At 40.8% G+C, this 4225-nt stretch carries 5 protein-coding genes and 1 riboswitch; all 5 genes read right to left on the bottom strand.

Translation table 11 applies throughout. The features are described 5' to 3' along the window. Positions 1-254 precede the first annotated feature (254 nt). Genes LI162_RS14980 through thiS form a run of 5 tightly spaced genes read right to left on the bottom strand, consistent with a single transcriptional unit; the run spans position 255 to position 3738 of the window. Positions 255-851, bottom strand: coding sequence for a thiamine phosphate synthase (locus LI162_RS14980; RefSeq protein WP_227156859.1), 597 nt, complete (start codon positions 849-851; stop codon positions 255-257). Then, entirely contained in the window at positions 844-2058 is a 1215-nt protein-coding gene (thiH, locus tag LI162_RS14975; protein WP_227156858.1) for a 2-iminoacetate synthase ThiH, read from the bottom strand. The genes LI162_RS14980 and thiH overlap by 8 nt, the downstream gene beginning before the upstream one ends. Positions 2059-2070: 12 nt before the next feature. Then, complete coding sequence (locus LI162_RS14970; protein ID WP_020436699.1) at positions 2071-2844, bottom strand: thiazole synthase; 774 nt, start codon at positions 2842-2844, stop codon at positions 2071-2073. 42 nt (positions 2845-2886) lie between these two features. Then, positions 2887-3534: a sulfur carrier protein ThiS adenylyltransferase ThiF gene (gene thiF, locus LI162_RS14965; RefSeq protein ID WP_227156857.1), complete on the bottom strand. Its 648-nt coding sequence runs from the start codon at positions 3532-3534 to the stop codon at positions 2887-2889. Between the two features lie 6 nt (positions 3535-3540). Continuing rightward, complete coding sequence (thiS, locus tag LI162_RS14960; protein WP_227156856.1) at positions 3541-3738, bottom strand: sulfur carrier protein ThiS; 198 nt, start codon at positions 3736-3738, stop codon at positions 3541-3543. A 283-nt stretch (positions 3739-4021) separates the two neighbouring features. Beyond that, a riboswitch (TPP riboswitch) is annotated at positions 4022-4127 on the bottom strand. Between the last annotated feature and the right edge of the window lie 98 nt (positions 4128-4225).

Below are 4225 nucleotides of genomic sequence, written 5' to 3'. Positions count from 1 at the left end.
ATTCAAGTCAAAACACGCATCCTCCGTGTCAATCAGCGGAGTGATTGACACGGGAATGAACAGTAACCCTGTCTTTACCTTCTTGCTGTTCTGATTTTTTCTATCAATCGTAATTCTTTTCATGCAAAAAATGCACCCAATTACAATTTCATAAATCCTCGTAATCAAGTGCATTTATTATACTATGTAAAGCCCGGTTCAGGTCAAGTTAATTTGTATTGCTTCATTAATTCTATTTCATGATATCTCATGGTTTATAGTTCCATCATTCCGGACATAATGCATCCTCCGGAAGCACCATTTTGTTTCAATTCTTCCCACTGTTTTTCATCAAACTTGATTCCACCAATCGCATATACAGGAACATTCACAGTACTGCAGACATCTTTTAAGAATCCAAGCCCTCTCGGCGCCAGGCCTTTCTTGCAATCTGTAACATAAATATGTCCTGCTGTCATGTAAGACACACCAAGTCTTTCTGCTTCCTTTGCATCTTCCACTGAATGAACGGAAGTACCGATTCTTTGAAATTGTTCTTTCACACCTTCCGGAAGTTTCCTTAATTCCGGCAATGGCAGATGTACAGATGTACATTCCAATTCCAATGCTGTTTTCCAGAACTTATGTAAAATACACGGAATCTCATACTTCTTGCAAACAGACAGAACTTCTTCTGACAGAATCCGATATTCCTCTTCTGACAGATCTTTTTCACGCAAAATAATTGCCTGCGGTTTCATCTGACAAACCCGTTCAATCTGCTCCAAAAATGGTCTTTCGCACAGTTTTCTATTACTGACAGCTATAATTTTCAAATCCATCTCCGATAAATCGCATTTCTTCTTACACATAAATATAATCACTCATAACCGGCTGGAGATTATTTTTCAATAATGCATCATAAACCTCATCTACCGAACGTTCATCTGAAATCTCAAACTGGTCATCGCCCTTATCCTCGATATCATCCACATGGCTTCCAATTCCTGTACTTACCCCTGCTGAAATCTTAGTTGCCGCAATATTTACAAGATTATCTCTGACACGCGCACACTCTCTTGTTGAAACTGTAATGCTTGCAAATGGCATAAACAGACGATATGCACAGACAACCTGCAGAAGCTGTGGCTCATGAACATCCATCGGATTGATTCTGTCATTATTGATGATCGGGCGAAGTCTTGGACAGGAAAATGCGATTTCTGCATGTGGATATTTTCTCTGTAACAGATATGCGTGATATCCTGTTGCAAAAGCATCTTTTCTAAAATCATCCAGTCCTAAAAGCGCACCGAATCCGACTCCACGCATACCACCTTTTACTGCTCTTTCCTGTGCATTGACACGGTATGGGAAGATTCTTTTATGTCCTGCAAGATGAAGCGTCTCGTACTTATCTGAATTATATGTTTCCTGGAATACTGTCACATAGTCAGCTCCACATTCATGCAGATACGCATACTCATCTGAATTGACCGGATAGATTTCCAGACCGATCACTTTGAAATACTTTCTTGCAATCTTGCATGCTTCTCCAATATACTCTACTGTAGATTTGTTGCGGCTTTCCCCTGTCAGGATCAGGATTTCCTGTAATCCTGTCTCTGCGATTGCTGCCATTTCTTTCTCAATCTCTTCTGCATTCAATTGCGCACGGTTGATCTTATTGTGACAGTTAAATCCACAATAAATACAATAGTTTTCACAATAGTTTGCAATATAAATCGGTGTGAACATATAAACACTGTTTCCAAAATGTTTTCTTGTCTCTGTCTGGGCTGCCTGGGCGATTTCTTCCAAAAACGGAAGGGCTGCCGGTGATAACAGCGCACGGAAATCCTCCGGAGTACGTTCCGAATGTGCAAGTGCATTTTTCACATCTGCTGCGGTATATTTGCTATAATCATAGGCTTCCATTGCCTCGATCACCTGATCCATGATTTCTGATCCAATATCCTCCATTCCCGGAAGATAAGTCATATGATTGATTCTGTTTTTCTTCTGATCTTCCAGTATTTCTTCACTTAAAATACTTTCATTAACATGTGTATCATTCATCTCAACTGCCTCCTAGTCTTCCAGAAATCCTGTCAATGGTGAAGATGCACTTGCACCTCGTTCAATTGTTCTTCCAAGACCTGAAAGATAAGCACTTCTTCCTGCTTCAATTGCTTTCTTGAATGCCTCAGCCATCTCCTCGACATTTCCTGCTGTTGCGATTGCTGTATTCGCCATAACAGCTGCCGCTCCCATTTCCATTGCCTCGCATGCCTGAGATGGACGTCCGATTCCTGCATCTACAATAATCGGCAGATCAATCTCATCAATCAAAATCTGGATGAAGTCTTTTGTACAAAGTCCTTTGTTAGAACCAATCGGTGCCCCAAGTGGCATTACACAGGCAGCCCCTGCATTCACCAGATCTCTTGCCGCATTCAGATCCGGATACATATATGGCATAACTACAAAGCCTTCTTTTGCAAGAATTTCTGTTGCCTTGATTGTCTCATAGTTGTCTGGGAGAAGATATTTGGAATCTCTGACAACTTCGATTTTTACAAAGTTACCACAACCAACTTCTCTGGAAAGTCTTGCAATACGAACTGCTTCCTCTGCATTTCTTGCTCCTGATGTATTCGGAAGAAGTGTTACATTTTCCGGAATATAATCCAAAATATTCGCAAGTCCTCCTTCATTTGCACGACGAAGCGCAAGTGTAATGATCTGCGCTCCTGCTTTTTCTACACATGCTTTCACAAGATCAAGCGAAAATTTTCCTGATCCCAGAATAAAACGTGAACTAAATTCTTTTCCTCCAAGTGTAAATGTATCTTTCTGATTCATAACTTAAATCCTTCTTTCTTTTTTATTCATTTAGATGTCTTTCTATACATCCTCTTCTCCAAGAAGCAAACGCGTGATCATATTTGCTTCATGCCCTGCACAGATTGCAACTCGTGGAGCCATTAATCCATTTCCATAAGTCGGCTCTGTCACACGATCTCCACATAAATAAAAGTTCTTCATCATTCTCTTAGTACTGATTATATTGCTGCTTTCATAGCCTGCCATACCTGTTGCAGACACAAGCTTTTTCTCCGGAAAATGCTCCAGAATTCCATTCACCAGCATTGCTTTTGCTACCGGATTATCAAATGCTTCACAGACAATCTGAGCATCCGCAAACAGTTCTTTCAAATTCTCTTCTGTCACCTTCACACAATCTGTACGAATATCCAGATATGGATTGATCTTTAAAAGCAGTGACTTTAGCGCATCGGTCTTATACATTCCGATATGCTCCATGAAATACTGCTGCCGATTCAAATTGGTAATATCCACCACATCAAAATCAATCAGATGCAGATGCCCTACTCCAATTCGTGCAAGTGAATACGCTACATTGGAACCTAGTCCACCAAGTCCGGCAATCGTCACCTGACCGGCTGATAAAAGCTTCTGTTTTTCCGGCGAATGGCGTTCATTCAGCGCTGTTTCGATTTCTTCTTTGCTTAATATTCTTTCTGATGTCATCTGATATCAGCCTCCTCCTACAAATGTCACAACCTCCAGACGGTCACCGTCTTTGAGCATTGTCTCTGAATAGTTGTATTTCGGAAGAATTTCTTCATTCATTTCAACTGCGATTCTATTAATCTGGTAATTGTTCTGCTCCAGATAATCAGCAACACTCATTTCAGATGTCAGCTGGATCTGCTTTCCATTTATTGTAATCATAACTACTCCTTTCCGGATAATTGAAAAAAGAGTTCACGAAAGAAATGTACCCGTGGTGGTGCACCCCTTCATGAACTCTCGCTCAATCTCAACTTACTCCAATCTTCAATTTTGCCTGATTAGTAACAAAGAATGTGCCTTGGCACATTCTTGCGCCTGCGGCGGCCGCTTGCGACATCTACATTGTACGCCGCAGTGTGCATCCTTAGCGGAGCGTTTTATATATTAGGAAAACACTTTCCTAATATATAAAAAGAGAGATACCAACAAATGTATCTCTCTAAAGTACTGCTTTATACATTCCTACGTTGGCATTATCCAAATCAGGTTATGGGTCGAAGTTCTCAACTTCCTCTCAGCCTGGTACACAAGCTCCCCGTGTTTTCTTCACATGATTAGTATAAAAGCTTGTCTGATAGATGTCAACCGTTTTCTCGCCATTTTAAATCGCCTTTGGCGATGGGGCGAGATGCATTCAAGCCAAAAC

Origin of the sequence: Mediterraneibacter sp. 210702-DFI.3.120 (genome assembly GCF_020561005.1) — a bacterium.
Classification (GTDB): Bacteria; Bacillota; Clostridia; order Lachnospirales; family Lachnospiraceae; genus Mediterraneibacter; species Mediterraneibacter faecis.
This window is presented reverse-complemented; position numbering and strand designations above follow the sequence as displayed.

What these genes read in the sequence shown, in the direction of transcription:
- thiF (WP_227156857.1), bottom strand. Translation starts at nt 3,534, where the DNA reads ATGACATCAGAAAGAATATTAAGCAAAGAAGAAATCGAAACAGCGCTG.
- thiS (WP_227156856.1), bottom strand. Translation starts at nt 3,738, where the DNA reads ATGATTACAATAAATGGAAAGCAGATCCAGCTGACATCTGAAATGAGT.
- LI162_RS14970 (WP_020436699.1), bottom strand. Translation starts at nt 2,844, where the DNA reads ATGAATCAGAAAGATACATTTACACTTGGAGGAAAAGAATTTAGTTCA.
- LI162_RS14980 (WP_227156859.1), bottom strand. Translation starts at nt 851, where the DNA reads ATGTGTAAGAAGAAATGCGATTTATCGGAGATGGATTTGAAAATTATA.
- thiH (WP_227156858.1), bottom strand. Translation starts at nt 2,058, where the DNA reads ATGAATGATACACATGTTAATGAAAGTATTTTAAGTGAAGAAATACTG.